At 52.5% G+C, this 25838-nt stretch carries 23 protein-coding genes; 14 read left to right on the top strand and 9 right to left on the bottom strand.

Annotated elements, in window-relative coordinates; genetic code table 11:
• Nucleotides 1–225: 225 nt before the first annotated feature.
• Both mobB and mobA read right to left on the bottom strand, forming a co-directional pair.
• Nucleotides 226–732 (bottom strand): molybdopterin-guanine dinucleotide biosynthesis protein MobB, encoded by a 507-nt coding sequence (gene mobB / locus ABLU86_RS20230; protein WP_015368985.1) that lies wholly within the window; start codon nucleotides 730–732, stop codon nucleotides 226–228.
• The gene (gene mobA, locus ABLU86_RS20235; RefSeq protein WP_032712986.1) at nucleotides 729–1310 is read right to left on the bottom strand and encodes a molybdenum cofactor guanylyltransferase MobA; all 582 of its coding nucleotides are present in this window, start codon (nucleotides 1308–1310) and stop codon (nucleotides 729–731) included. The genes mobB and mobA overlap by 4 nt, the downstream gene beginning before the upstream one ends.
• Before the next feature lie 71 nt (nucleotides 1311–1381).
• Between mobA and ABLU86_RS20240 the strand changes: the two genes are divergently transcribed.
• The 3 genes from ABLU86_RS20240 to dsbA all read left to right on the top strand — a co-directional run bounded on the left by ABLU86_RS20240 (nucleotide 1382) and on the right by dsbA (nucleotide 3363).
• A complete protein-coding gene (locus tag ABLU86_RS20240) occupies nucleotides 1382–1651 on the top strand; it encodes a YihD family protein (RefSeq protein ID WP_015368982.1) in 270 nt (89 codons plus the stop codon).
• Between the two features lie 75 nt (nucleotides 1652–1726).
• Nucleotides 1727–2713, top strand: coding sequence for a serine/threonine protein kinase (locus ABLU86_RS20245; RefSeq protein WP_117026142.1), 987 nt, complete (start codon nucleotides 1727–1729; stop codon nucleotides 2711–2713).
• Between the two features lie 26 nt (nucleotides 2714–2739).
• Nucleotides 2740–3363 (top strand): thiol:disulfide interchange protein DsbA, encoded by a 624-nt coding sequence (dsbA, locus tag ABLU86_RS20250; RefSeq protein WP_015368980.1) that lies wholly within the window; start codon nucleotides 2740–2742, stop codon nucleotides 3361–3363.
• Between the two features lie 44 nt (nucleotides 3364–3407).
• On the opposite strand, the gene ABLU86_RS20255 is transcribed toward dsbA, so the two are convergent.
• Nucleotides 3408–4310 carry an acyltransferase gene (locus ABLU86_RS20255; RefSeq protein WP_015368979.1) on the bottom strand — a complete coding sequence of 301 codons (903 nt, stop codon included), beginning with the start codon at nucleotides 4308–4310 and terminating at the stop codon, nucleotides 3408–3410.
• A 396-nt stretch (nucleotides 4311–4706) separates the two neighbouring features.
• On the opposite strand from ABLU86_RS20255, the gene polA reads away from it, so the two are divergent.
• Nucleotides 4707–7487, top strand: a complete 2781-nt coding sequence (gene polA / locus ABLU86_RS20260) for a DNA polymerase I (RefSeq protein WP_126027882.1) — start codon at nucleotides 4707–4709, stop codon at nucleotides 7485–7487.
• Between the two features lie 347 nt (nucleotides 7488–7834).
• Here the strand turns inward: polA and yihA are convergent, their stop codons facing one another.
• Entirely contained in the window at nucleotides 7835–8467 is a 633-nt protein-coding gene (gene yihA, locus ABLU86_RS20265; RefSeq protein ID WP_015368976.1) for a ribosome biogenesis GTP-binding protein YihA/YsxC, read from the bottom strand.
• 581 nt (nucleotides 8468–9048) lie between these two features.
• Between yihA and yihI the strand changes: the two genes are divergently transcribed.
• Both yihI and hemN read left to right on the top strand, forming a co-directional pair.
• Nucleotides 9049–9552 carry a Der GTPase-activating protein YihI gene (gene yihI, locus ABLU86_RS20270; protein WP_015703929.1) on the top strand — a complete coding sequence of 168 codons (504 nt, stop codon included), beginning with the start codon at nucleotides 9049–9051 and terminating at the stop codon, nucleotides 9550–9552.
• Between the two features lie 188 nt (nucleotides 9553–9740).
• Nucleotides 9741–11114: an oxygen-independent coproporphyrinogen III oxidase gene (gene hemN / locus ABLU86_RS20275; protein WP_117026140.1), complete on the top strand. Its 1374-nt coding sequence runs from the start codon at nucleotides 9741–9743 to the stop codon at nucleotides 11112–11114.
• A gap of 54 nt (nucleotides 11115–11168) precedes the next feature.
• Here the strand turns inward: hemN and glnG are convergent, their stop codons facing one another.
• The 3 genes from glnG to glnA all read right to left on the bottom strand — a co-directional run bounded on the left by glnG (nucleotide 11169) and on the right by glnA (nucleotide 15234).
• Entirely contained in the window at nucleotides 11169–12578 is a 1410-nt protein-coding gene (gene glnG / locus ABLU86_RS20280; protein ID WP_015368973.1) for a nitrogen regulation protein NR(I), read from the bottom strand.
• A gap of 8 nt (nucleotides 12579–12586) precedes the next feature.
• Nucleotides 12587–13636 carry a nitrogen regulation protein NR(II) gene (gene glnL, locus ABLU86_RS20285; protein ID WP_015368972.1) on the bottom strand — a complete coding sequence of 350 codons (1050 nt, stop codon included), beginning with the start codon at nucleotides 13634–13636 and terminating at the stop codon, nucleotides 12587–12589.
• A 188-nt stretch (nucleotides 13637–13824) separates the two neighbouring features.
• Nucleotides 13825–15234, bottom strand: a complete 1410-nt coding sequence (glnA, locus tag ABLU86_RS20290; RefSeq protein ID WP_015368971.1) for a glutamate--ammonia ligase — start codon at nucleotides 15232–15234, stop codon at nucleotides 13825–13827.
• Between the two features lie 376 nt (nucleotides 15235–15610).
• Between glnA and typA the strand changes: the two genes are divergently transcribed.
• The 8 genes from typA (at nucleotide 15611) to fabY (ending at nucleotide 23722) form a co-directional block, all read left to right on the top strand.
• Nucleotides 15611–17434 (top strand): ribosome-dependent GTPase TypA, encoded by a 1824-nt coding sequence (typA, locus tag ABLU86_RS20295; RefSeq protein ID WP_015368970.1) that lies wholly within the window; start codon nucleotides 15611–15613, stop codon nucleotides 17432–17434.
• Between the two features lie 205 nt (nucleotides 17435–17639).
• Nucleotides 17640–18350, top strand: coding sequence for a GntR family transcriptional regulator (locus tag ABLU86_RS20300; RefSeq protein ID WP_015703931.1), 711 nt, complete (start codon nucleotides 17640–17642; stop codon nucleotides 18348–18350).
• A 7-nt stretch (nucleotides 18351–18357) separates the two neighbouring features.
• The gene (locus ABLU86_RS20305) at nucleotides 18358–19338 is read left to right on the top strand and encodes a TIM barrel protein (RefSeq protein ID WP_348796387.1); all 981 of its coding nucleotides are present in this window, start codon (nucleotides 18358–18360) and stop codon (nucleotides 19336–19338) included.
• A gap of 98 nt (nucleotides 19339–19436) precedes the next feature.
• Nucleotides 19437–20696, top strand: a complete 1260-nt coding sequence (locus ABLU86_RS20310) for an MFS transporter (protein WP_032712979.1) — start codon at nucleotides 19437–19439, stop codon at nucleotides 20694–20696.
• 152 nt (nucleotides 20697–20848) lie between these two features.
• Nucleotides 20849–21448 (top strand): glucose-1-phosphatase, encoded by a 600-nt coding sequence (gene yihX / locus ABLU86_RS20315; protein ID WP_032712978.1) that lies wholly within the window; start codon nucleotides 20849–20851, stop codon nucleotides 21446–21448.
• Nucleotides 21442–22302 carry a virulence factor BrkB family protein gene (locus tag ABLU86_RS20320; RefSeq protein WP_015368968.1) on the top strand — a complete coding sequence of 287 codons (861 nt, stop codon included), beginning with the start codon at nucleotides 21442–21444 and terminating at the stop codon, nucleotides 22300–22302. Before yihX ends, ABLU86_RS20320 begins: the two co-directional genes overlap by 7 nt.
• The gene (dtd, locus tag ABLU86_RS20325; protein WP_015368967.1) at nucleotides 22299–22736 is read left to right on the top strand and encodes a D-aminoacyl-tRNA deacylase; all 438 of its coding nucleotides are present in this window, start codon (nucleotides 22299–22301) and stop codon (nucleotides 22734–22736) included. The genes ABLU86_RS20320 and dtd overlap by 4 nt, the downstream gene beginning before the upstream one ends.
• A gap of 44 nt (nucleotides 22737–22780) precedes the next feature.
• On the top strand, nucleotides 22781–23722 hold the full coding sequence (fabY, locus tag ABLU86_RS20330) for a fatty acid biosynthesis protein FabY (protein WP_015368966.1): 942 nt from the start codon (nucleotides 22781–22783) through the stop codon (nucleotides 23720–23722).
• Nucleotides 23723–23753: 31 nt separating this feature from the next.
• Here the strand turns inward: fabY and ABLU86_RS20335 are convergent, their stop codons facing one another.
• Both ABLU86_RS20335 and fdhE read right to left on the bottom strand, forming a co-directional pair.
• Nucleotides 23754–24656, bottom strand: coding sequence for an alpha/beta hydrolase (locus ABLU86_RS20335; protein ID WP_047080267.1), 903 nt, complete (start codon nucleotides 24654–24656; stop codon nucleotides 23754–23756).
• A 249-nt stretch (nucleotides 24657–24905) separates the two neighbouring features.
• Nucleotides 24906–25835: a formate dehydrogenase accessory protein FdhE gene (fdhE, locus tag ABLU86_RS20340; RefSeq protein WP_015368963.1), complete on the bottom strand. Its 930-nt coding sequence runs from the start codon at nucleotides 25833–25835 to the stop codon at nucleotides 24906–24908.
• Between the last annotated feature and the right edge of the window lie 3 nt (nucleotides 25836–25838).

Genomic DNA, 25838 nt, shown 5'->3' on the forward strand with positions numbered 1-25838 from the left:
CCCCGTAGCCCGGAAAAGGTGCGCAGCACCGCCTCCGGGGAAAGCCGCTGTCATAGCAACGTAAACAAAAGGCTCAGCCGGAAGACCGGGCCTTTTGTTTTTGTGTTTTGCGGTCAGACGCACCGCCATCTTCCCCGGTGGCGCTGCGCTTACCGGGGCTACAGACCCCGTAGCCCGGAAAAGGTGCGCAGCACCGCCTCCGGGGAAATCCCACCTATATCACCGCTATTGCCTCTCTAACCAACTCGCAATAAACGTCGCGATCTGTGGAATATTATTTAAATCCAACAGCGGAAGTGACGTCACGATGGGCACATCGCTGGCTACGGCGATCGTATGTTCATCAATCACTAGCTCTTCTACAAGATGCCCGCTATTTTGCCGGAAAAGCAGGATCTTCGGCACAGGTTCATGCTTAAAACCCTCCACCAAAACGAAATCCAATTTGTCCGGATCCATTCTGCTTACCAGCCATTGAAGATCTAATTCGGGTTCATCTGGGGTTTCTGTCATCAGCGCCCAACGCTGCTTACTGGCGACAATAGTTTGTGAAGCGCCAGCTTTGCGCAACTCATAACTATCCTTGCCAGGTTTATCGACATCCATATTGTGATGAGTATGCTTTATTAGCCCCGGCCGCAATCCTTTAGCGCAGAGTTCAGGGATAAGGCGTTTTAATAACGTTGTTTTCCCGGTACCGCTCCATGCGGCGATCGCCAGTAAGGGGATCATGATGACTCCTGCATCTGCTGCAACTCATCCAATGTATTTACATTGATGAACGCTGATTTCACATCGCTGAAATTCACCGGGTGCCCACCTACTTGACGCATAAAGACCATCACCCGGCGTTCTCCATGAGCCAGATAAGTCTCCAGTTCCGGAATGATTTGACGATGAACTAATGCAACGGCGGGATGATCGCGCTCGCCATCGTGTACCCAAACCACCGGCGCTGAAGCTTTCTGTTGTAGAAAGCGCTCGACCAGAAAAGAGGGGATGAACGGCGTGTCGCAGGGGCAAAATACAAACCATGGGCTATCTACCTGCTGCATAATGGCAAGCATTCCGGCCAGTGGGCCTGGAAAATCAGCTTGGGTATCGCGATAAACGGCATATCCGCTAGTATGCCAATACTCAAGATTGCGATTAGCGCTAATCACTAATCTGCCTACCTGCGGCTCTAATGAATCCGCAACGTGACGCCAGAGAGGACGACCATTCAGCAACTGCAATCCCTTATCAACACCGCCCATGCGCGTAGCTCTTCCACCCGCCAGCACGACGCCGGTTATTGCCTCGCTTTGCATATTAATATCGCCTCTTTCATTGTGGGATTGACCCTGTTAACTTGTCCCTATCAAGAGTAAGGAGCATGACTATGAAATGTAAACGCCTGAATGAAGTAATTGAGCTTCTCCAGCCAGCCTGGCAAAAAGAACCTGAACTGAACCTGATGCAATTCTTGCAGAAACTGGCGGCTGAAGCAGGTTACAAAGGTGAACTAGCCGATCTTTCTGATGATATTCTGATTTATCACCTGAAGATGCGTGATTCATCGAAAGAGGCTGTCATCCCGGGTATTCAGAAAGATTATGAAGAGGATTTTAAAACCGCACTGTTACGCGCGCGCGGTGTTATTAAAGAGTAAAAGGTTGTAAGTGCTGCCGCGAAACCGGCTACGAGATGATATCCTGAAGCATTCGTACGATTATCGGATGTCAGGATGCACGATAAGGCTTTTACTTTTCAGACGCTTCACCCGGATACCATCATTGATGGATTATTCGATCTGGGAATGCGGGTCGACTCCGGTCTGACCCCGCTTAATAGCTATGAGAACCGTGTTTACCAGTTTCAGGACGAAGATCGCCGCCGCTACGTGGTGAAGTTCTATCGTCCTGAACGCTGGTCTGCAGAACAGATCCTCGAAGAACATCAGTTTGCGCTTCAACTCGTAGAAGATGAAGTGCCCGTTGCCGCGCCGCTCTTATTTAACGACAGCACGCTACATCAACATCAAGGGTTCTTCTTTGCCATCTTCCCAAGCCTCGGTGGCCGCCAGTTCGAAGCGGATAATCTTGACCAAATAGAATGGGTCGGGCGCTATCTTGGCCGCCTGCACCAGACCGGTCGTAAGCAGCGTTTTAATGCGCGCCCGGAGATTGGCGTACAAGAATATCTGTTGGAACCACGTCAGGTATTCGAACAGGCGACGCTTATTCCATCTGGCCTGAAGGCTGATTTCCTGGGTGCGGCTGATAAACTCATTGATGCCGTCAGGGCGCAGTGGCACGGGCGTGCGGATACGCTTCGTCTACATGGCGACTGCCACGCCGGTAATATCCTGTGGCGCGATGGTCCGCTGTTTGTTGATTTAGATGATGCCCGCAGCGGCCCGGCGGTACAGGATCTCTGGATGCTGCTGAATGGCGATAAAGCCGAACAGCGCATGCAGCTGGAGACCATCATTGAGGCTTATGAAGAATTCAGTCCGATCAACATGGACGAAATCGCTCTCATCGAACCTTTACGCGCCATGCGTTTAGTTTATTATCTGGCGTGGCTGCTCAGGCGTTGGGACGATCCTGCTTTCCCTATAAATTTCCCATGGTTAACCGGGGAAGATTATTGGCGCGGGCAGACTGCAACATTTCTTGAGCAGGTGAAGGTTCTGCAGGAACCCCCTCTTCAGTTAACGCCAATGTATTAATGTGATATATCAGGAGAGAAATAATCATGAAAAAAATTTGGCTGGCGCTGGCTGGTATGATTCTGGCTTTCAGTGCATCCGCTGCCCAGATCACCGACGGCAAGCAGTACACCACCCTTGATAAGCCGGTTGCAGGTGAACCTCAGGTCCTTGAGTTCTTCTCATTCTACTGCCCGCACTGCTATCAGTTTGAAGAAGTGCTGCACGTTTCCGACAATGTACGTCAGAAACTGCCTGAAGGCACCAAAATGACCAAGTATCACGTTGAATTCCTGGGCCCGTTGGGTAAAGACCTGACCCAGGCGTGGGCTGTGGCGATCGCGCTGGGCGTTGAAGATAAAGTAACCGCGCCGATGTTTGAAGCGGTACAGAAAACCCAAACCGTGCAGTCCACTGCCGACATCCGTAAAGTCTTCGTTGATGCGGGCGTTAAAGGTGAAGATTACGACGCGGCATGGAACAGCTTTGTGGTGAAGTCTCTGGTCGCCCAGCAAGAGAAAGCCGCAGCCGATTTACAGCTGCAGGGCGTTCCGGCGATGTTTGTTAATGGTAAATACCAGCTGAACCCGCAGGGTATGGATACCAGCAATATGGACGCGTTTGTTTCCCAGTACGCAGATACTGTGAAACAACTGGTTGAAAAGAAATAAAAAAAATGCCGGTCACTGACCGGCTTTTTTTATCGACTCTATAGTCACGACTTTTCGTTACCCTGCATAATGTCAGTGAGCTGACGATCTTTTTCTTCCCAAAGCCCATTCAGCCAGCGCTGGAAACCGCGCTTAAAGTTTTTATCATTGACGTAATCACCGTGTAGTTCCTCGCCAATCGGCACCAGATTAATACGTACCACGATGCGCGTCAGGCGGCCGCTTAACATATCGTAAAACGGCCTGGCATTATTATCCGGATAGCACAGTGTAACGTTCAGTAGCTTATCGAACTGTGCGCCGAGGACGTTTAACGCCATCGCTATGCCCGCAGCTTTAGGCGGCAACAGGTTGTGGTAAGGCGAGCGCGTCTCGCGCTTCTTTTCAGCGGTAAACCTTGAGCCTTCGACGAAATTGACGATGGTTGTCGGATGAGAGCGGAATTTTTCACATGAGCGGCGAGTCGTTTCGACGTCTTTACCGCGACGTTCCGGGTGGCGCAGTAAGTAGCCGCGCGAATAGCGGCGCATAAAAGGCATATCAAGCGCCCAGCAGGCCAGGCCGATAAACGGTACCCAGGCCAACTGCTGCTTGAGGAAGTATTTATTCATCGGGATATGCTTGCGAAACAGAACGCAGAGCACCACGATGTCCGCCCAGCTGTGATGGTTGCTGATAAGCAGATACCAGTTCTTTTTATTCAGCCCTTCCAGCCCCTGAATATCCCATTTCAACCATGGGTTGAGATGCAGCAGCAGCGCCAGTCCTTCGCACCAGCAATACATCATAAAATTGCAAAAAACGGAAATAGAACGCCAAACCGCCGGGATAGGTACCAGCAGTTTAATCAGTCCGGCGATGATAATCGGTACGGAACAGATAATGGTGACTAAGATAGTAAGGGCGATACTCAGCGGGAGCGTTATCGCAGCGAGTAATCTCGACATAGTTAGTTTATTCAGAAAGTTAGGCCGGCAAAGAACCTTCTTAAGCCGCGCAAGAGGCTGATTTTACCAGAAAACGCGGTAAATAACGGGTCTTACCAGAACAGAAAAAAACGCGAATCTTATATCCACATGGAACATTGAGTCATCATGAATCGCATATAGCCTTGGGGGAATATTTAATTCTTTGATATATAATGAGTTATAAGATGACATGTTACATGGCTTAGGCTTTTTGGGCTGAGGCGATAAAACTATACACAAAGTTATCCACAGATAATATTGTGCAGCGATTCCCCTCTGCGATGAATCTTTTCGGCTAAATGCGGGAAAAATTCAGGATTTCATGCCCGTCTGTGGCATCCTTTACCCATAATCTGATAAACAGGCACGGAAATTATGGTTCAGATCCCAGAAAACCCTCTCATCCTCGTCGACGGCTCCTCTTACCTATATCGGGCTTACCACGCCTTCCCACCGCTAACTAACAGCGCCGGGGAGCCTACCGGCGCTATGTACGGCGTGCTGAATATGTTGCGTAGCCTGATCCTGCAGTATCAGCCGACGCATGCCGTCGTGGTATTTGATGCCAAAGGGAAAACCTTCCGTGACGAATTGTTTGAGCATTACAAATCACATCGTCCGCCGATGCCGGACGATCTACGTGCGCAGATTGAACCGCTGCACAAGATGGTGAAGGCGATGGGGCTGCCGCTGATGGCGGTGCCTGGCGTTGAAGCGGATGACGTTATCGGCACGCTGGCCCGCGAGGCGGAAAAAGTGGGCCGCCCGGTACTGATCAGCACCGGTGATAAAGATATGGCGCAACTGGTGGCGCCGGGCATTACCTTAATCAACACCATGACCAACACTATCCTCGGCCCGGAAGAGGTCGTGAATAAGTACGGCGTACCGCCGGAACTGATTATTGATTTCCTCGCGCTGATGGGCGACTCCTCGGATAACATACCTGGCGTCCCGGGCGTTGGGGAAAAAACGGCGCAGGCGCTACTGCAGGGTTTGGGTGGTCTGGATACGCTCTATGCAGAACCGGAAAAAATCGCCGGGCTGACCTTCCGCGGCGCGAAAACGATGGCGGCGAAGCTGGAGCAGAACAAAGAGGTGGCCTACCTCTCTTATCAACTCGCGACGATAAAAACCGATGTTGAACTGGATCTGGGTTGCGAAGAGCTGTTAGTTGCGCAGCCGGCGGCAGATGAGCTGCTGGCATTGTTTAAGCAATATGAATTCAAACGTTGGATCACCGATGTCGAATCCGGCAAATGGCTACAGGGGAAAGGCGCTAAACCAGCGGCGAAACCAGCTGAAGCCGCGGTGATTATGGAAGAAGAGGTCGCCGCGACGCTCTCTTCTGAGCATTATGTGACTATCCTGGATGAAGCGACGCTGGTCGAATGGATTGCCAGATTGAAGAAAGCGCCGCTATTCGCTTTTGATACCGAAACGGATAGCCTCGATAACATTTCCGCCAATATGGTGGGTCTGTCATTCGCGATTGAGCCTGGCGTCGCGGCTTATGTGCCGGTGGCCCATGATTATCTCGACGCGCCGGACCAGATCCCACGTGAACGCGTGCTGGAGCTGCTCAAGCCGCTGCTGGAAGATGACAAGGTGCTAAAAGTAGGGCAAAACCTGAAGTACGATCGCGGCATCCTGGCCAACTACGACATTGAACTGCGTGGTATTGCCTTCGACACCATGCTGGAATCCTACACCCTCGACAGCGTCGCGGGTCGACATGATATGGATAGCTTGTCCGATCGCTGGTTGAAACACAAAACCATCACTTTTGAAGAGATTGCCGGCAAAGGTAAAAATCAGCTCACCTTTAATCAGATCGCGCTGGAAGAGGCCGGGCGTTACGCCGCGGAGGATGCTGACGTGACGCTGCAACTGCATCTGAAGATGTGGCCGCAATTGCAGCAGCATGAAGGCCCGCTGAATATCTTTAAAAATATCGAGATGCCGCTAGTACCGGTGCTGTCGCGGGTTGAGCGCAACGGCGTGAAAATCGATCCGGCGGTGCTTCACGCGCATTCTCAGGAGATCGCTAAGCGTCTGGTTGAACTGGAACAACGCGCCCATGAAATTGCCGGTGAGGAGTTCAACCTCTCTTCTACCAAACAGTTGCAAACCATCTTGTTTGAAAAGCAGGGCATCAAGCCGCTGAAGAAAACGCCTGGCGGTGCGCCGTCGACTTCTGAAGAGGTGCTGGAGGAACTGGCGCTGGATTACCCGCTGCCGAAGGTGATCCTCGAGTATCGTGGGCTGGCGAAGCTTAAATCGACCTATACCGATAAGCTGCCGCTGATGATTAACCCGAAAACCGGTCGTGTTCATACTTCGTATCATCAGGCGGTGACGGCGACCGGGCGTCTCTCTTCGACCGATCCTAACCTGCAGAATATTCCGGTACGTAATGACGAAGGTCGTCGTATTCGTCAGGCGTTTATTGCGCCTCAGGACTATCTGATTGTGTCTGCCGACTATTCGCAGATTGAGCTGCGCATCATGGCGCACCTGTCGCGCGATGAGGGGCTGCTGAAGGCGTTTGCGGAAGGTAAGGATATTCACCGCGCCACCGCGGCAGAGGTATTTGGCTTACCGTTAGAAAGCGTCAGTAATGAACAGCGCCGCAGCGCGAAGGCGATTAACTTCGGCCTGATTTACGGTATGAGCGCATTTGGTCTGGCGCGTCAGCTGAATATCCCGCGTAAAGAAGCGCAGAAGTACATGGATCTCTATTTCGAGCGCTATCCGGGCGTACTGGACTATATGGAACGTACCCGCGCGCAGGCGAAAGAGCAGGGCTATGTTGAAACGCTGGAAGGGCGTCGTCTGTATCTGCCGGATATCAAATCCAGCAATGGCGCCCGCCGCGCGGGCGCGGAACGAGCGGCGATCAACGCACCGATGCAGGGAACGGCGGCGGATATTATTAAGCGGGCGATGATTGCCGTTGATGACTGGCTGCTGAGTGAAAAACCGCGCGTGCGGATGATCATGCAGGTGCACGATGAACTGGTGTTTGAAGTGCACAAAGACGATCTGGATAGCGTATCGAAGAAGGTGCATGAGCTGATGGAAAACAGTACTACGCTGGCGGTGCCGTTATTGGTGGAAGTCGGTAGCGGTGAAAACTGGGATCAAGCGCACTAAGTGGGCAATCTGTAAGGCTCTTTTTTGTAAGTTAGCAACATAACTTATAGATTTTTGTGATGGCCATTTGAATTTGTTATGTAAATAGTGAAAAAAAACTACAAAAAGTGCTTTATCCATAACCGAAAGAAGAGTAAAGTTATTCGCGTAGGGTACAGAGGTAAGATGTTCTATCTTTCAGACCTTTTACTTCACGTAATCGGATTTGGCTGAATATTTTAGCCGCCCCGGTCATTTATGACCGGGGCGTTTTTTATTGCGCGAAAGAAAAGTTTTACGCGCTGACAACCGCGTAAAATGAACGTCCGGATAGGGCGCTGGGCGCCATTATCCGGAAAAAGCGGGGGTTACTCTGCGTCTTCGGCGGCTTCTTGCGGCGGGATGTCGTTAAACCAGCTATCCAGCTTCTGACGCAACTTATCCACGCCAGATTTTTTCAGCGAAGAGAAAGGCTCAACCTGGATATCGCCATTGAAGGCCAGTACCGCTTCACGCACCATATTGACCTGTGCTTTACGCGCGCCGCTGGCGAGCTTATCGGCTTTGGTTAGCAGGACCAGCACCTGTATATCGCTTTCCACCGCCCATTCGATCATCTGCTGATCGAGATCTTTCAGCGGATGACGGATATCCATCAATACCACCAGGCCTTTCAGGCACAGACGTTTTTCAAGATACTCACCCAGCGCCTTCTGCCATTTGATTTTCATCTCTTCCGGCACCTGCGCGTAGCCATACCCCGGCAAGTCGACCAGGCGTTTACCTTCCGCAACCTCAAACAGGTTGATAAGCTGGGTACGACCCGGCGTTTTTGACGTACGTGCCAGGCTTTTCTGATTAGTCAGCGTATTAAGGGCGCTGGATTTGCCCGCATTTGAGCGGCCAGCGAATGCCACTTCGATTCCGGTATCGGATGGAAGATGGCGGATATCAGGCGCGCTCGTGACAAAATGCGTCTGTTGATAATTCCAGTTGGTCAAGACTGTCGTCTCCGTAAAATCAGGCTATGGCGGGGATTATACCTGAAAGGCAGAAAAAGGCTGTTTTTACCGCACGTCGGCGTTGTAAGTAAAAACCATGGGCTTTGTGAGACATTGTCCATAAGGACTATACGAAATTTGTGAGAAAAACCTGACGTCAAATTCATAGATTATCGTTAAATCATACTGTTACAGGAAACTCTATTCCCTTAAGCAGGCTTTTCATCCTACAGGTGGTTGTCGATTTCCGGCAAAACGGTAAAGTAGTGGGCAAAGGCGAGGATGCCGGAGGATTACGACTCAGGACGAGGGGTCAGGAGCGCCAGGAGGCGAAGACCGGGATTGTCAGGATGACAAACGTCTGGAGACGTTTTAAAAGGGAAAGGGATAGAACAAGGACCGTTGGAAGCTAAGGGAAAGACAGGGTAAGTCGATAGCTGACATGGAAAGTGGAAACCCGTTAAGGGTTGTGAGTGCGGAAAAAGGCGACAGATTAATCTGTCGCCTTTTTTCTTTGCTTGCTTTCTGCTAGATTCCGCCTCAATTCTATACTGAAGAAAACTGTCTGAAGATCACACATCATGAAAAAACCGGCATCCGCATCGCGCGGTAAAGCACGTGGTAAGTCGCGTGAAGAGTTGAACCAGGAAGCACGCGACCGTAAACGTCAGAAAAAACACCGCGGCCATGCCGCAGGCAGCCGCACCAGCGGCGGCGATGCTGCTTCAGCAGGCAAAGGCCGCAGCCAGCAGCAGGACCCACGCATTGGCAGCAAAAAACCGATCCCGCTGGGCGTGACAGAAAGCACCCCGGCCGTTAAGCAGCACAAACCGAAGAGCGAGAAACCTATGCTTTCACCGCAGGCTGAGCTGGATTTGCTGGAGAATGATGAGCGCCTGGACGCGCTGCTGGAACGTCTGGAAGAGGGCGGTACCCTGAATGCTGAAGAGCAGGCTTGGGTCGATGCCAAACTGGATCGTATTGACGCGCTGATGCAGCAGCTTGGCCTCTCCTATGACGACGAGGACGAGGAAGAAGAAGAGCGTCAGGAAGATATGATGCGTCTGCTGAAGGGTGGAAACTAACGTTTGCATCCCATCGGATTCCCGGTCCTGCTTATAACCCTTCTGGTTATATGTTATCTGCTGTGGTTATTCGTTAAACTAAGACGGTTGTCGCGGCGTCAAAAATGGCTGCGCAACCGGCTCATGACCCGAGATGCGGTTGGGCCGGCACGGCGTACCCGTCGGCGGCATCATCGGAAGGAGTGAGCATGTCTGAGCAGTTAATCGACTGGGATCTGGCCCTTATCCAGAAATATAACTATTCCGGGCCGCGATATACCTCGTATCCCACCGCGCTGGAGTTTTCTCCGGCGTTCGGCGCTGCTGATTTTGCCGCCGCCGTGGACCGCTACCCGCAGCGGCCGCTGTCGCTGTACGTCCATATCCCGTTCTGCCATAAGCTCTGCTATTTTTGCGGCTGTAATAAGATTGTCACCCGCCAACAGCATAAGGCTGACCAGTATCTTGATGTCCTTGAGCAGGAAATTATTCACCGCGCGCCGCTTTTTGCCGGCCGCCAGGTTAGTCAACTGCACTGGGGCGGCGGTACGCCGACCTATCTCAACAAAGCGCAAATCAGCCGCTTGATGAATCTGCTGCGCGGCCACTTCAGCTTTAACGCCGATGCGGAAATCTCCATCGAAGTCGATCCGCGTGAAATCGAACTGGATGTACTGGATCATTTACGATCTGCAGGGTTCAACCGTTTGAGCATGGGGGTGCAGGATTTCAATAAAGAAGTGCAGCGCCTGGTGAACCGTGAACAAGATGAGGAATTCATCTTTGCGCTGCTGCGTCATGCACGTGAGATTGGCTTCACATCGACCAACATCGATTTGATTTACGGTCTGCCGAAGCAAACGCCGGAAAGCTTTGCCTTCACGCTGCAGAAAGTCGCAGAACTGAATCCGGACCGTCTGAGCGTATTTAACTACGCGCATCTGCCTACGCTATTCGCTGCGCAGCGCAAAATTAAAGACGCGGATTTACCGAGCGCAGGGCAGAAACTGGATATCCTGCAGGAAACCATCGCTTCGCTTACCGATACTGGCTATCAGTTTATCGGCATGGACCACTTTGCCCGCCCGGACGATGAACTGGCGATTGCCCAGCGCGAAGGCGTGCTGCACCGTAACTTCCAGGGGTACACCACTCAAGGTGATACCGATCTACTCGGAATGGGCGTGTCGGCGATCAGTATGATTGGCGACTGCTATGCGCAGAACCAGAAAGAGCTGAAACAGTATTATCAGCAGGTTGATGAAAGCGGCACTGCGCTGTGGCGGGGTATTGCGTTGACCCGCGATGATTGTATCCGCCGGGATGTCATTAAGGCCCTGATTTGTAACTTCCGTCTTGAGTTCGCGGCGGTTGAAGCGCAGTGGGATCTTATCTTCAACGATTACTTTGCCGAAGATATGAAACTGCTGGCGCCGCTGGCGAAAGATGGGCTGGTGGATGTGGATGAAAAAGGAATACAGGTCACGGCAAAAGGCCGTCTGTTGATTCGTAACATCTGTATGTGCTTCGATGCCTATTTGCGGCAGAAAGCGCGCCTGCAGCAGTTCTCTCGCGTTATTTAAGCGAATCCCGGTGAGTCAGCTCACCGGGCGTTCATTTCGCCGCTGGGTCAGGTGTTATTCCATTCCCAGCTCTTTTAGCTTCCGCGTTAACGTATTTCGCCCCCAGCCCAGCAGACGAGCGGCTTCCTGCTTATGCCCTTGCGTATGACGTAGCGCGGTGGTGAGCAATGCACGCTCCATCTCCGGCTGCGCTTCTGATAGCAGGTTTTGATGACCGGAACGCAGGGCACGGTCAGCCCATTGCCCCAGCAGCGTCGCCCAGCTATCCGGTTGGATCTGCGTTGGGCTATCGGGAATCGACGTTTCGAACAGCTCGGACGGCAGATCCTGGGTCAATACCTCCTGGCCTGCTGCCATCACCGTTAGCCAGCGACAGGTGTTCTCCAGCTGTCGCACGTTACCGGGCCAGGCCAACCGCGTCAGCGCCGCTTCCGTTTCCGGATGCAACTGCTTGGCTTCGACGCCCAGTTCGCGGGCGGCAATCTGCAGGAAGTGGCGCGCCAGGCGCGGAATATCTTCCCGGCGTTCGCGCAGCGGCGGCAAATGTACGCGAATCACGTTCAGGCGATGGAACAAATCTTCACGGAATTTTCCTTCCTGCACGCGTAGCTCAAGGTTCTGGTGGGTCGCGGCAATAATCCGCACATCGACTTTCACCGGCGCATAGCCGCCAACGCGATAAAATTGGCCGTCAGCCAGCACGCGCAGCAGTCGCGTCTGAACATCCAGCGGCATATCGCCAATTTCATCAAGGAACAGCGTACCGCCATCGGCCTGCTCAAAACGCCCCTGACGGACGGTATTGGCGCCGGTAAAAGCCCCTTTTTCATGGCCGAACAGTTCCGATTCAATCAAATCTTTCGGAATGGCCGCCATGTTAAGGGCGATAAACGGCGATTTGGCGCGTGGACTGTGGCGATGCAGCGCGTGGGCGACCAGCTCTTTACCGGTACCTGATTCGCCGTTGATCAGTACGCTGATTGAGGAGCGTGACAGGCGGCCAATGATGCGAAACACATCCTGCATCGCCGGCGCTTCGCCAATAATATCGGCCGTCGGGCTGCTGACCGGCGTATTACGCGGCTGCTGCTGCTCCTGATAATGGCTAATCGCACGGTCAACCAGCGCCACCGCCTCATCAATATCAAAAGGTTTCGGCAGGTAATCAAAGGCGCCCTGCTGATAGGCGCTAACGGCGGCATCGAGATCCGAGTGCGCGGTCATAATGATGACCGGAAGCATCGGATGGCGTTGTTTAATCTGCTTTAACAGCGCCAGACCGTCCATCCCAGGCATGCGAATGTCGGAGAGTAAAACGTCCGGCGTTTTGGTGGTGAGGGCATCAAGCACCTCATTGCCGCTCTCAAATGTGGTACAGCTTAGACCCGCTCCGGTGAGTGCGCGTTCAAGCACCCAACGGATGGAGCTATCGTCATCGACTACCCAGGCTATCCCTCGTTGCATAAACACCTCTATTTCCGAATAGGCAGGTATACCGAGAACTCGGTATGGCCAGGCCAACTGGTAAATTCAATTTTGCCGGAGTGCTGATCGATAAGACTGCGGGCGATAGAAAGGCCAAGACCGGTACCGCCTTCGCGGCCGCTGACCATGGGGTAAAACAGCGTATCCTGCAGATGGGGTGGGATACCGGGACCATTATCTTCCACGTCGATACGCGCCGCCAGACGGTAACGTACGCCGTGGAGCGTGAGCTGAAAGGCGGTACGGGTGCGCAGGATGATTTCGCCGCCTTCGGGCCCCAGGGCCTGCAGCGCGTTGCGCACGATATTCAGCAACACTTGCTCGATTTGTTCCGGGTCGTGGGCCAACTCTGGCAGGCTCGGGTCGTAATCGCGGATCAGTTTGACGTTATCCGGCAATTCCATGGAGACCAGCGCCACCACGCGCTCCGCGACTTTATGAATGCTTTCCGTGATATGCATACCGGGATGCTGCGGCCCCAGCAGGCGATCGACCAGGTTACGTAACCTGTCGGCCTGTTCAATAATCACCTGGGTATATTCCATCAGCGCGGGATCCGGTAGCGCTTTACTCAATAGCTGCGCCGCGCCGCGCAGGCCACCGAGCGGGTTTTTAATTTCATGCGCCAGACCGCGCACTAAATCGCGCGCCGCCACCTGCTGAGCATGCTGCAGCTGTTCCTGGCTCAAACGACGCTGATTATCCATCGGCGACATCTCAAGCAGGATATAGCCTTCAGGCAGGCGCTGAGCGGTGAGGGAGAGAATGTGCGAGCGGCCGTCAATCACCAGCGTCACTTCATTATCCGTGAAGCCCTGACCCGCCTGCAGGCTTTCCTGCATCAGGCCAATGTTTAACGAAAAGTAGCTCAGCAATTCTGGCAGCGGCGTACCGAATAATTTACGCGAACTTTGCGCCAGTAACTGCTGGGCAGCCGGGTTAGCGTAATGCACCGCGAGGTCGTCATCGACTAATAAGATACTGTGGATCAGCGAGTTGAGGATCTGCCCAGCATCGGGCTGTGTGCCTGTTGCCATCTGACAGTCTCCTGAAATGGTTGCACTATTTTAGTGCAGTATAGCTTTTTATTGGTAAAAAGCGCGAGAGATCAGCGTGTTGCTGGAGAAAAAAGCCCATCCTGAGATGGGCTGAAAGTTTCCACGGCAACAAAACATCCCTGGTATCCCGTGCCACAACACGGGAACACCATGGATTTACAGCAAAATCAGACGCTGTAGTACAGTTCGAACTCAACCGGGTGCGGAGTCATACGTACGCGGTCGTTTTCTTCAATGCGCAGGGCGATGTAAGCATCGATAGCTTCGTCAGTGAAGACGCCGCCTGCGGTCAGGAACTCGCGGTCTGCGTCCAGAGCCTGCAGGGCTTCTTCCAGAGAACCTGCAACCTGCGGGATTTCTTTCGCTTCTTCCGGCGGCAGATCGTACAGGTTTTTGTCCATCGCATCGCCAGGATGGATTTTGTTTTTAATACCGTCCAGGCCGGCCATCAGCAGTGCGGCGAAGCACAGGTACGGGTTGGCAGCCGGGTCCGGGAAGCGCACTTCGATACGACGCGCTTTCGGCGAGGCAACTACCGGAATACGGATGGAAGCAGAGCGGTTACGGGCGGAGTAAGCCAGCATAACCGGCGCTTCGTAACCCGGGACCAGACGCTTGTAGGAGTTAGTGGTCGGGTTCGCCAGGGCGTTGATCGCTTTAGCGTGCTTGATAACGCCGCCGATGTAGTGCAGCGCTTGCTCAGACAGGCCCGCGTATTTGTCGCCGGAGAACAGGTTTACGCCGTTCTTGGACAGGGACATGTGGCAGTGCATGCCGGAACCGTTATCGCCAAACATTGGTTTTGGCATGAAGGTCGCGGTTTTACCGAAACGGTGAGCGACGTTGTGTACAACATATTTGTAGATCTGAATTTCGTCCGCTTTTTTGGTCATGGTGTTGAAGCGGGTGGCGATTTCGTTCTGACCTGCAGTTGCCACTTCGTGGTGGTGAGCTTCAACAACCAGGCCCATCTCTTCCATGATCATACACATGGTAGAACGGATATCCTGAGAGGAGTCTACCGGCGGAACCGGGAAGTAACCGCCTTTCACGCCCGGACGGTGGCCTTTGTTGCCGCCTTCGTATTTGGTAGAAGAGTTCCATGCGCCTTCGATATCGTCAATGGCCACGTGGGAACCAGAGATGGATGCGCCAAAGCGGATGTCGTCGAACAGGAAGAATTCTGGTTCCGGCCCGAACAGCACGGTGTCGGCGATGCCGGTGGCGCGCAGATATTCTTCAGCGCGCTTGGCGATAGAGCGCGGGTCGCGGTCGTAGCCCTGCAGGGTGCCTGGTTCCAGGATATCGCAGCGGATGATCAGCGTCGGTTCTTCATAGAACGGGTCGATCAGCGCCGTGGTGGCATCCGGCATCAGGACCATGTCGGATTCGTTAATACCTTTCCAACCGCCAATCGAGGAGCCATCAAACATTTTGCCTTCTTCAAAGAATTCGGCATTTACCTGATGGGAAGGAATCGTGACGTGCTGTTCTTTACCTTTGGTATCGGTGAAGCGCAGATCGACAAACTTCACTTCGTGCTCGTTCAGCATCGTCAAAACGTGTTCAGCGGACATACTTAAACTCTCCCGGATTGGTCATTGTCGTCGTGGTAACGAACTTCTTACTGCTTAAAAGTGGCGTTGTTGCCTTAAAAAATATAAAGCGAAATCTGTGCCAACTTTTAAAAGTACGGTAAAACGCTGTATCATGCGCACCATAGTGCAAAAGGACTGCACCATGATGGAGATAATGCACCAAAATAGTGCTTCAATGTGAACGTTGAGCACCATTTTGGTGCAATTTTTATTACGGTGCCCTTTTATCGCTCCGTGAAAGCGGTCACAAACAAACTCTGCAATACTTGTTTGCGGAGGATCTTTGTGATCCTGTTCAGTCCTTCGCTTAATACGTGTACAATAACGCGCTATTTCTAATGCCTGAGGCAAAGTTGTGATCGAAAATCTGCGTAATATCGCCATCATCGCGCACGTCGACCATGGTAAAACTACCCTGGTTGATAAGCTGCTACAGCAATCCGGTACGTTCGACGCACGTACTGAAGCACAAGAACGTGTGATGGACTCCAACGATTTGGAGAAAGAGCGTGGGATTACCATCCTCGCTAAAAACACTGCAATCAAATGGAATGATTACCGTATCAACATCGTTGATACCCCAGGGCACGCCGACTTCGGAGGTGAAGTTGAGCGTGTTATGTCCATGGTTGACTCTGTGCTGCTGGTGGTTGATGCCTTTGACGGCCCGATGCCGCAGACGCGCTTTGTTACCAAAAAAGCGTTTGCTCACGGTCTGAAGCCGATCGTGGTCATCAACAAAGTTGACCGCCCGGGCGCGCGTCCGGATTGGGTTGTCGACCAGGTATTCGACCTGTTCGTTAACCTCGACGCGACCGACGAACAGCTGGACTTCCCGATCGTTTACGCTTCCGCGCTGAACGGTATCGCGGGTCTGGACCACGAAGACATGGCTGAAGACATGACCCCGCTGTACCAGGCGATTGTTGACCGTGTACCGGCGCCGGACGTTGACCTTGACGGTCCGCTGCAGATGCAAATCTCCCAGCTCGACTACAACAACTACGTTGGCGTAATCGGCATTGGTCGCATCAAGCGCGGTAAAGTGAAGCCGAACCAGCAGATCACTATCATCGATAGCGAAGGGAAAACCCGCAACGGTAAAGTCGGTAAAGTACTGACTCACCTGGGTCTCGAGCGTATCGAGAGCGACGTAGCCGAAGCTGGCGACATCATCGCGATCACCGGTCTGGGCGAGCTGAACATCTCCGACACCATCTGCGACCCGCAGAACGTCGAAGCGCTGCCGGCACTGTCTGTTGATGAGCCGACCGTATCTATGTTCTTCAACGTCAACACCTCTCCGTTCTGCGGTAAAGAAGGTAAGTTCGTTACCTCTCGCCAGATCCTGGACCGTCTGAACAAAGAGCTGGTGCACAACGTTGCGCTGCGCGTCGAAGAAACCGAAGACGCCGATGCGTTCCGCGTTTCTGGCCGTGGCGAACTGCACCTGTCTGTTCTGATTGAAAACATGCGTCGTGAAGGTTTCGAGATGGCGGTTTCCCGTCCGAAAGTTATCTTCCGCGAAATCGATGGCCGTAAACAAGAGCCGTTCGAGAACGTGACGCTGGACGTCGAAGAGCAGCACCAGGGTTCTGTCATGCAGGCGCTGGGTGAGCGTAAAGGCGACCTGAAAAACATGAATCCAGACGGTAAAGGCCGCGTACGTCTCGACTACGTGATCCCAAGCCGTGGTCTGATCGGCTTCCGTTCAGAGTTCATGACCATGACTTCCGGTACCGGTCTGCTGTACTCCACCTTCAGCCACTACGACGATGTTCGTCCGGGCGAAGTGGGCCAGCGTAACAACGGCGTACTGATCTCTAACGGTCAGGGTAAAGCGGTTGCGTTCGCACTGTTCGGCCTGCAGGATCGCGGTAAGCTGTTCCTCGGCCACGGCGCTGAAGTTTACGAAGGTCAGATTATCGGTATTCACAGCCGTTCTAATGACCTGACGGTAAACTGCCTGACCGGTAAGAAACTGACCAACATGCGTGCGTCCGGTACTGACGAAGCAACGGTTCTGGTTCCGCCGGTTAAGATGACCCTGGAGCAGGCTCTGGAGTTCATCGATGACGACGAACTGGTAGAAGTTACTCCGACGTCTATCCGTATCCGTAAACGTCACCTGACCGAGAACGATCGTAAACGCGCTATGCGCGGTGCGAAAGAAGAGTAATTTACCCTTCTTGCTACCCTTCAAACCTCGCCTCTCCGGCGGGGTTTTTTTATGCCTGCTCCTCATACTTATCTTCTGGCGGCGCCAGTGTGGCTCCGGTAGAGAGCTTGGTCACAATTATTCTTAAAGCTTGCGACAGCAATTGCTTTCTTTTTTTGCACAAGAGTAAGATGAGTCATCTGGTTTAAACCAAATGGATTAAACAATGACGAATAACCCATCCACTGTGGAAAATGCGAAAGAGAAACTGGACCTGTGGTTAAAGCAGGGGCTGACGGTATCGGGTGGAAAACTGCCGTCCGAGCGCGAGCTTGGCGAGTTGCTCGGTATCAAGCGCATGACGTTGCGCCAGGCGCTGCTCGGCCTGGAGGCGGAATCAAGAATATTTCGTAAAGACCGTAAAGGTTGGTTTGTTGCCCAGCCGCGTTTTAACTATAGCCCGGAGCTCTCGGCCAGCTTTCAGCGGGCAGCGATTGAACAGGGTAGAGAACCTTCGTGGGGTTTTATCGAAAAGGTACGTACGACTGAGTATCCCGACGTCGCAGAAGCTCTCTTTGCTACCTGTCCTGCGCAAGATTTATATCTGATAACCGGCTGGGGGGCCCTGGAAGGGCATAAAGTTTTTTATCATGAAACGTTTATCAACCCGAATGTTGCCCCGGATTTTATTACCAGACTCAAGAACCAGTCTTTTTCCACCGTTTGGGAGAATGACTATCATAAAACTGTAGTTATTAAAAAATTAGCCTTCAGGCCAGTAAGAATGCCCGGCGATGTAAGTAAATTCATTGGCGGCTCTGCCGGTATGCCCGCTATTCTGATAGAAAAACATCGTGCCGATAGTGCAGGTAATATCGTGCAAATAGATCTCGAGTATTGGCGATTTGAGGCTGTGGATCTCTTTATTAACTTGTAGGTATTTTATGCTCACTAAAGATAACGCTGAGAAGATCCTTTCTCGCATTGATAATATTCCTCTTTATCTTCATGCTTATGCATATCACCTGAATATGCGGCTGGAGAGAATTTTACCGGCTGATTTACTGAAAATTGCGAATAGCCATCATTTAAAAGGTGTGAAAATTCATGTCCTCGATGGCGAGCGTTACTCTCTTAGCTGTATGGATAATATGCAATTGGCCGCTTTTGGCGAGCAGGCAAAAGCGTTACGGCTGGATATACATATAGAAACCAGCGCCTCCGATAAAGAGACCATCGATCAAGCCGTCGCTATCGCATTAAAGACCGGGGCAACCTCCGTTCGTTTTTATCCTCGTTACGAAGGGCCTTTACAGGATGTTTTAGCAAGTATTTCGGCTGATATTCAATATATTAAAGAGACGTATAGTCACTCTGGACTCACTTTTACCATTGAACAACATGAAGATTTGAAAAGTATTGAGTTAGTCAATCTGGTTAAACAAAGCGAGATGCCATCGCTATCACTGCTTTTTGATTTTGCCAATATGATCAATGCCAACGAACAGCCGCTGGAAGCGTTAGCGGTCATGTCGCCCTATGTCACTCAGGTTCACATTAAAGATGCCTGTATCATTGCGGAAAATGGCGGACTGGGGCACCGGGCCTGTAATTCAGGTCACGGCGATATGCCATTTAAAGCGCTGCTGACTGAGTTAATTTGTCTGGGCCAGGAGCAACCACAGGTGATGGCCTACGGTCTGGAAGAAGAGGTTGATTATTACGCGCCGCCTTTCCGTTTTGCAACCGAAGGCGATAACCCGTGGATCCCGTGGCGACAACTGAGCGAAACGCCTCTGCTTGATACAACGCAACTTGAAGCCCGGCTGGATAAAGAAAAACAGGATGCGATCGCCCAGTTAAATTTTGTCAGGGACACCTTACACGACATAAAAAATGATGCTCTGAAAGTGCTTTCGCGTTAATTTTTAATTAAATTTGGTATTGATGGCCGCTATTTTAATTTAATAGCGAAACATTCCATATCCTTAAATAAAATGATGTTAAGTCATCAGGGGATCTTATGCTCACAAGAAAGAAATGGGCTATATTTAGCCTGTTAACGCTTTGTGGTGGTACCATTTATAAACTGCCTTCATTAAAAGATGCGTTTTATATACCGATGCAGGATTACTTTCATTTGACCAATGGTCAGATTGGTAATGCCATGTCGGTAAACTCAGTGGTGACAACCATTGGTTTTTTCTTGTCAATTTACTTTGCTGATAAACTTCCGCGTCGCTACACCATGTCATTTTCACTGATAGCGACGGGATTGTTAGGTATCTATCTGACAACGATGCCTGGCTATTGGGGCATTCTATTTGTTTGGGCATTATTTGGCGTCACCTGCGACATGATGAACTGGCCGGTACTATTAAAATCGGTGAGTCGGTTAGGAAATAGCGAACAACAGGGACGCTTATTTGGCTTCTTCGAAACGGGACGCGGTATTGTTGACACCGTCATCGCATTCTCAGCCTTGGCTATTTTCACCTGGTTTGGCAGTGGTTTGCTGGGTTTTAAAGCCGGCATTTGGTTCTACGCCATTATTGTCATTGTTGTAGGCATCTTGCTGTTTTTCATGCTTAAGCAGAAGGATGAGTCGACGCCCGCCGCTGATGAAGGCGCCACCAGGCAACAAACCAGCATCTCTTCGGTGCTGAAAGACAAAACAATCTGGCTGATTGCCTTCAATGTGTTTTTTGTCTACGCCGTGTACTGTGGACTCACCTTCTTTATCCCGTTCCTGAAGAACATCTACATGCTGCCGGTAGCCCTGGTTGGCGCATACGGCATTATTAACCAGTACTGTTTAAAAATGATCGGTGGTCCAATTGGCGGTTTAATTGCCGATAAGATCCTCAAATCGCCAAGTAAATATCTGTTTTATACCTTCTGTATCAGTACGTTGGCTTTAGTCGCGTTAATTCTGTTACCGCACGAAAGTATGCCGGTCTATCTGGGTATGGTGTGTACTCTCGGGTTCGGCGCCATTGTTTTTACGCAACGAGCCGTGTTTTTTGCCCCGATTGGGGAAGCGAAAATCGCTGAAAACCAGACGGGCGCGGCGATGGCGCTGGGGAGCTTCATTGGCTATGCGCCAGCTATGTTTTGCTATAGCCTGTACGGCTACATTCTCGATCTTAATCCGGGTCTGGTGGGGTACAAGATAGTCTTTGGCATCATGGCCTGCTTCGCTTGCGCCGGCGCGTTCGTTTCGGTGATGTTGGTTAAACGCATCAACCGCAGAAAGAATATGTTGGAAACCGCATTGGTCTGATTTTAAGCGTTCAGCCATTTCACCAAAGCCGCAGATATGCGGCTTTGGTCGTTTTTGCGTCTGAGATGTCTTGAGCCGTTTCCCGTTTGTTCATAGTCAAACCTCTTCTTTCCCGCTACAGTTAATCTTCAACGGCGCGGAAGGAGACAAAAATGCTCTATATCTTTGATTTAGGTAATGTGATTGTCGACATTGACTTCAACCGGGTGCTCGGAACGTGGAGCGATTTGACCCGCATCCCGCTGGCGACGCTAAAGCAAGACTTTGTTATGGGCGATGCCTTCCACCAGCATGAACGCGGGGAGATCGGCGATGAAGAGTTTGCCGCTGCAATGTGTCATGAAATGAACATGCCGCTGAGCTATGAACAGTTTGCCCACGGTTGGCAGGCCGTTTTTGTCGCCTTGCGTCCAGAAGTCACCGACATTATGCAAAAACTTCGCGACCAGGGGCACCGCGTGGTCGTACTCTCGAACACCAACCGTTTACATACCACTTTCTGGCCAAGCGAATATCCACAAGTACGTGCTGCCGCAGATCATGTGTATCTTTCGCAAGAGATGGGGATGCGCAAACCCGAAACGCGTATCTACCAAAGCGTGCTGCAGGCGGAAGGATTTTCGCCGCAAGACGCGGTCTTTTTCGACGATAACGCCGATAATATAGCTGGGGCTAACCAGTTGGGGATCACCAGTATTCTGGTCACGGATAAGGAGACCATCCCCAACTACTTTGCGAAGCAGCTATGCTAAAAAGCGTTCATCAAAAAACCAAATACCATACCAGGCCGCTGGTGGCCTGGCTTAAGCTGCTGTGGCGGCGAATTGAAGAAGACAACATGACGACGTTGGCGGGGAATCTGGCCTACGTGTCTTTACTTGCGCTGGTACCGCTGATCGCCGTGGTTTTTGCCCTGTTTGCCGCCTTTCCGATGTTCTCCGACGTCAGCGTGCAGATCCGCCATTTTATCTTTGCCAACTTCATTCCGGCGACCGGGGATGTCATTCAGGGATATATCGAACAGTTTGTGGCGAACTCCAGCAGGATGACGGCCGTCGGCGCCTTTGGGTTAATTGTCACCTCATTACTGCTGATGTATTCGATTGATAGCGCGCTGAACACCATCTGGCGCAGCAGTCGGACGCGGCCAAAAATCTATTCATTTGCGGTCTATTGGATGATCCTGACTCTCGGGCCGCTGTTGGCTGGCGCCAGTCTGGCAATCAGTTCCTATCTTCTCTCACTACGCTGGGCCAGCGATCTCAATAGCGTCATTGATGATGTACTCCGTATATTCCCGCTAATCTTATCGTGGGCGGCGTTCTGGATGCTTTATAGCATTGTGCCCACCACCCAGGTACGTAATCGCGATGCGGTAATCGGCTCGCTGGTGGCGGCACTGCTTTTTGAAGCCGGTAAAAAGGCTTTTGCTTTATATATCACGATGTTTCCGTCATACCAGCTGATTTATGGCGTGATTGCGGTAGTACCCATTTTGTTTGTCTGGGTTTACTGGACCTGGTGTATCGTCTTGCTTGGCGCTGAAATAACTGTCACTCTCGGTGAATACCGCAAACTCAAAAAAGAAGAAACAGAACAACCATGATTGCATTAATTCAACGCGTATCCCGTGCAAGCGTTACCGTGGAGGGTGAAGTGACGGGTGAAATCGGTCCGGGATTGCTGGTGCTGCTGGGCGTCGAGAAAGACGATGACGAACAGAAGGCCAATCGTCTGTGTGAACGAGTGCTCGGCTATCGCATTTTCAGCGATGCCGAAGGCAAAATGAATCTTAATGTCCAGCAGGCGGGCGGCAGCGTGCTGGTAGTTTCGCAGTTTACGCTGGCGGCCGATACCGAGCGCGGCATGCGCCCGAGTTTTTCCAAAGGCGCGGCGCCGGACAGAGCGGAAGCGCTGTATGAATACTTTGTTGAGCGCTGCCGCCAACAAGAAATGAATACTCAGACCGGGAGATTCGCTGCGGATATGCAGGTCTCGCTGGTAAACGATGGTCCCGTGACCTTTTGGTTGCAGGTATGAGTCAGCTTCCGGGCAGGCTGCGGGTAACAAAAGAGAGTACAGCTATGTATCACCTTCGTGTACCGCAAACAGAAGAAGAGTTAGAAAGCTATTATCAGTTCCGCTGGGAGATGTTGCGTAAGCCGCTGCATCAGCCTAAAGGGTCCGAACGCGACGCCTGGGATGCCATGGCGCATCACCAGATGGTCGTCGATGAAGAGGGCAACCTGGTTGCCGTTGGCCGGCTGTATATTAATGCGGAGAATGAAGCCTCGATTCGTTTTATGGCCGTACATCCTTCCGTTCAGGATAAAGGTTTAGGCACCCTTATGGCGATGACCCTTGAGTCAGTCGCCCGTCAGGAAGGGGTGAAGCGGGTGACCTGTAGCGCCCGTGAAGACGCGATGGAGTTTTTCTCTAAGCTGGGTTTTGTGAACCAGGGTGAAATCACCACGCCAACAACGACGCCGATTCGCCACTTCTTGATGATTAAACCCATTGCTTCACTGGACGACATCCTGCACCGCGGCGACTGGTGCGGCCAGCTGCAGCAGGCCTGGTATCAGCACATTCCGCTGAGCGAAAAGATGGGGGTGCGCATTCAGCAGTATACCGGGCAAAAATTTATCACCACCATGCCCGAAGCGGGGAACCAGAATCCGCACCATACGTTATTTGCCGGCAGCCTGTTTTCGCTCGCTACCTTAACCGGCTGGGGGCTAATCTGGTTAATGCTGCGCGAGCGGCACCTTGGCGGCACGATTATCCTTGCCGATGCGCATATCCGTTACAGCAAGCCGATCAGCGGGAGGCCGAATGCCGTGGCCGATTTGGGCTCGCTAAGCGGCGATCTCGATCGCCTGGCGCGCGGACGTAAGGCTCGCGTGCAGCTTCAGGTCGAACTGTTCGGTAACGATAAGCTGGGCGCCGTTTTTGAGGGAACCTATATCGTACTGCCCGCGAAGCCGTTCGGTTCGTATGAAGAGGGCGGGAACGAGGAAGAGTAACCCGCCTCCGGCATTATTATTGGCCTGGCGTTTACGTACGCCAGGCGATATCGCGCATCGCCTGCTTTGCCGCGAGGCTTATCCCGCCTAACTGAAAGAAACCGTGAATGACGCCCAGATAGCGCTGGCAGGTGCTTTCTATTCCCTGTGCTATTAACCGCCGGTACAGTGCTTCTCCCTCATCGCGCAAAGGGTCAAATTCGGCCGTCAGGATATGAACAGGCGGCAGCCCGTTAAAATCTTCCCGCCACAGCGGACTGGCTTCCGGATGGGTAGCGGGTGTGGCCGCTAAATACATTTCGTAGCCGCTAAGCAGCGTATCCCGGGTAATGATGTAATCCTCGCCGTTGCTGGCGTAGCTTGCCATGCTGGCGGTAGCATCGAGCATAGGGTAAATCAGGATAAGCTGCGCAGGTTGCCATACTCCCGCCGCTTTCAGGCGTAGCGCTGTGACCAGGGCGAGGTGGCCGCCGGCGCTGTCGCCGGCCAGCGTGATGCGCGCGGCGTCAACGCCAAGCCGCTGCGCATACCGATAGATAATGTTGGCGCCTCGTTCCGCATCATCGTGCGCCGCCGGAAAAGTGTACTCCGGCGCCAGGCGGTACTGCACGGCGATCACCCGGCACCCACTGAACCAGGCAAGCTGGCGCAATTGGTTGTCATGGGTGGCAAAGCCGCCGCTCACAAAACAGCCGCCGTGGTAATACACAATGGTGGGTAGCAAGCCGTTGCTTTTTGGCGGCGAGACGACGCGCAAGGTCATGCCATCGAGCGTGATGTCTTCAACCTGTACACGCGTTTCCGTTGCCCCAGCGAGAACGGTGCTGGCGAGATAGCCGTTTCTCCGGTCATCAATACTCTGTTCTCGTGCTGATGGCCGCCCCGCAGCAATAAACTCCTCAACCAGCGAAGCAATACCTTTTTCCAACGTCATGGTAAGTCCCTTTTACTGGATTAATATCCAGTGTTATAGCCTGGTTTTTGCGAAAAAGATATACCGAATAAAGCCGCGATCGCATTGTGGAAAGCGGCTCGCAAAAGCGTATTTCTCAGCAAAGATCTGCTTCTTCTGTTGAACAATATCTGGAGAAGCAGGATCGGGATAAGGAGAGCATTTCCGGCGTGGTCACGCCGTATGAATGATAACGAGCGACCTGAGTCGCCCGTTATAGGTGCGCAGAACTTACTCCCCTTCGCCGGGGAACATGAACGGGTTAATTGAGCTTCTGGCGAAGCCTTCCTGTTCCATGCGAGCATCGAGTACCAGCGAGGCTAAATCGTCGGCAACGGCTTCGACTTTCGGGTCTTTCTCCTGATACATAATCTTCAGGTAGCTCCCGCAGTCGCCGCAGCTTTCGGCTTTCACCGCCGCCTGCTCGTTATCCAGCGACCAGTAGTGCAGGTCGCGGCTCTGTTCGCAGTTGCTGCATTTTACGCGTACCACATGCCATTCGGTTTCACACAAGTTGCAGTGCAGATAGCGCAGCCCCTGAGTGGTGCCGATTTGCACGATGCTGGAGACCGGCATCGAGCCGCAAACCGGGCAGAACTGGCGATGCTCGCCGTATTCGGCGCGCGCTTTCCCCGGGATCAGGCTGGCCATTTGCGCCCAGTACAGCGACAGCGCGGCCCAGATAAACGGCGCTTTGTCGCTGCTGACCGAGGCGAAATCGGAAGCAAACAGCGCGCTGGCCATCTCTTCCAGTTCCGGCCCGGAGGCTTTTTCCAGGTTCTCGATAACCGACAACGCCGGGCCGCTCATCTCAGGTTTCAGCTCGGCGATCAGTGAATGCAGCAGCTTGTGCCAGTGTTTATCACGCGGTAATACGTGAATATCCAGCGGCGGCTTGCCCTGATCGTTGGCCTCTTTAATGCGGGCAGTCAGATCCATCTGCAACGGATGGTCGTACAGCACCACTTCCTGCGCATGAGCGATCAGCGCGGCAAAGCGCAGGTAATCGCCCAGCGGGTTGTTGGCGGCCAGCTCGCGCAGACGCTCCGCGCGGCGGTTATAAAGATTCTTCAGTCTGGGGAACAGTAGCGGCGGAATTGCTTCCGCCGTGCGTTTCTCGCTCGAACCCAGCTCGTCTTGCGGGATTATGCGAATACTCATGCA

It is taken from the genome of Klebsiella sp. JN_Kp121 (assembly GCF_040062145.1).
Lineage (GTDB): Bacteria > Pseudomonadota > Gammaproteobacteria > Enterobacterales > Enterobacteriaceae > Klebsiella > Klebsiella aerogenes.